Annotated in this window: 1 protein-coding gene; it reads left to right on the top strand. The window is 71.7% G+C overall.

Translation table 11 applies throughout. From position 1 onward, the window contains the following. Positions 1-2766: type I polyketide synthase (locus VT50_RS24385; RefSeq protein ID WP_143645261.1), on the top strand; the 2766-nt coding region annotated here is incomplete at both ends.

Raw genomic sequence — 2766 nt, 5'->3', positions numbered from 1 at the left:
AGGATCGGCGTGCCCGGGGTCTCGCTGGTACTGCCGTGGCCTGGGGCCCCTGGGCCGAGGGCGGCATGGCGGCCGCGGAGGGGATGGAGGCAGAGCTCGTCCGCCGTGGCTTGGCGGTCATTCCTCCGGCGCTGGCCCTTGCCGCGCTGCAGGGAGCCATCACGGGTGACGACGGTGTGCTGACCGTCGCCGACGTGGACTGGGAACGGTTCGCCCCCGTGTTCACCTTGGAGCGCCCGAGCCCGCTGATCAGCGATCTGCCCGAGGTTCGGAGGGCACTCGACAGCGCGGGCCCGTCCGCCCAGACGGGCGACGCGTCCACGGGCCTGCGGGCGCGGCTGGCGGGGCTGACCGACGCGGAGATCGACCGGACCCTGCTGGAACTCGTGCGGAGCCAGGCCGCGGCGGTCCTCGGCTTCGCGGGTGCGGAGGTCGTGGAGCCGGGGCGGGCGTTCAAGGAGCTGGGTTTTGATTCGCTCACGGCGGTGGAGTTCCGTAACCGGTTGAACGTGGAGACGGGGCTGGTGCTTCCGGCCACGCTGGTCTTCGACTATCCGAGTGCCGCGGTGCTGGCCGACCATCTGCGTGCGGAGGTGCTGGGGACGCAGGGTGCGGTGGCCGCCCCGTCGGCGGCGCTGGCGCCGGTCGATGACGACCCGATCGCGATCGTCGGGATGAGCTGCCGCTTCCCCGGCGGTGTCGGAAGCCCCGAGGACCTGTGGCGGCTGGTGGCCGATGGCGGCGACGCCATCTCCGACTTCCCGTCCAACCGCGGCTGGGACGTGGACGGGATGTATGACCCGGACCCCGAGCGCCTGGGCACGTTCTACTCGAGCGAGGGCGGCTTCCTGCACGAGGCGGGCGAGTTCGACGCCGCGTTCTTCGGGATCTCGCCGCGTGAGGCGCTTGCGATGGATCCGCAGCAGCGGCTGCTGCTGGAGACGTCCTGGGAGGCGTTCGAGCGGGCCGGTATCGCTCCCCTGTCCGTACGTGGCCAGCAGATCGGCGTGTTCGTGGGCGCCGCGACCTCGGGCTACGGGGTCGGGCACGACGGCGCGGCCGGGGAGCTGGAAGGGCAGATCCTGACCGGCAACGCCACATCGGTCGTATCCGGTCGTATCTCCTACACGCTGGGTCTGGAGGGGCCCGCGCTGACGGTGGACACGGCGTGCTCGTCGTCGCTGGTCGCTCTCCACCAGGCCGCGCAGGCGCTGCGCCAGGGCGAGTGCGAGATGGCGCTCGCCGGTGGTGTGACGGTGATGGCCACGCCGGGCGCGTTCGTGGAGTTCAGCCGCCAGCGCGGACTCGCCCCCGACGGCCGGTGCAAGCCGTTCGCGGACGCCGCAGACGGCACCGGCTGGTCCGAGGGTGTGGGCATGCTGCTGGTCGAGCGGCTGTCGGACGCCCGGCGCAAAGGCCACCAGGTGCTGGCGGTCGTACGGGGCTCCGCGGTCAACCAGGACGGTGCGTCCAACGGTCTGACCGCGCCCAACGGCCCCTCGCAACAGCGGGTCATCCGCCAGGCCCTCGCCAACGCCGGGGTGTCGGCCGCCGAGGTGGACGTGGTCGAGGCGCACGGTACGGGAACCACGCTGGGCGACCCCATCGAAGCCCAGGCGCTGCTCGCCACCTACGGCCGGGAGCGGCCCGAGGGCCACCCGCTGTGGTTGGGCGCACTGAAGTCGAACATCGGTCATACGCAGGCCGCCGCCGGTGTTGGCGGAATCATCAAGATGGTGATGGCGATGCGGCACGGTGTGCTGCCGCGGACGCTGCATGTGGACGAGCCGTCGCGCGAGGTGGACTGGTCGGCGGGTGAGGTGCGGCTGCTGACCGAGGCGGCGGAGTGGCCCGAGACGGGACATCCGCGCCGGGCCGGTGTCTCCGCGTTCGGTGTCAGCGGAACCAACGCGCACACCATCATCGAGCAGGCCCCGGCACTGGACGAGGAGGAGCCCGTCCCGGCGGCACCCGCCGCCGGTCGGGGCGTGGTGCCCTGGGCGCTTTCCGCCAGGAGTGCGGAGGCCCTGCGCGCGCAGGCAGAGCGGCTGCGGTCGTATCTGCTGGAGCGTGGAGAGCTCGGCGCCCTGGACGTGGGTTACTCGCTGGTGGCCTCGCGCTCGGTGCATGAGCATCGCGCGGTGATCTCGGGTACCAACCGTGTGGAACTGCTGCGCGGTGTCGAGGCCGTCGCGGCCGGTGATGTGGCCCCGGGCGTGGTACAGGGCGTCGCGACGCCCTCGGGCCCGATGGCGTTCCTGTTCTCGGGGCAGGGCGCGCAGCGTCTTGGCATGGGACGCGAGTTGTATGAGGTGTTCCCTGCCTTCGCCGATGCGTGGGACGAGGTGTGCGCTCATCTCGATGTGGTGCTGGACCGTCCGTTGCGGGATGTGGTGTTCGCGGCGGAGGGGAGCGCGGATGCCGGGCTGCTGGATCAGACGGCGTTCACCCAGCCCGCTCTCTTCGCGGTCGAGGTGGCGTTGTTCCGGCTGCTGTCGGCGTGGGGCGTGACCCCGGATGTGGTCATTGGCCATTCCATTGGTGAGATCGCCGCGGCCCACGTTGCCGGTGTGTTCTCGCTGGAGGATGCCTGCGCCCTGGTGGCCGCGCGTGGCCGGTTGATGCAGGCGCTGCCCGAAGGTGGCGCGATGGTCGCCATCGAGGGCTCCGAGGAGGAGGTCGCGGCGTCGCTGGCTGGTCGTGAGGCCGAGGTGAGTATCGCGGCGGTCAACGGTCCGGCGGCTGTGGTGGTCGCGGGTGATGAGG

Source organism: Streptomyces antioxidans (assembly GCF_000968685.2).
In the GTDB taxonomy this organism is placed as follows: domain Bacteria; phylum Actinomycetota; class Actinomycetes; order Streptomycetales; family Streptomycetaceae; genus Streptomyces; species Streptomyces antioxidans.
This window is presented reverse-complemented; position numbering and strand designations above follow the sequence as displayed.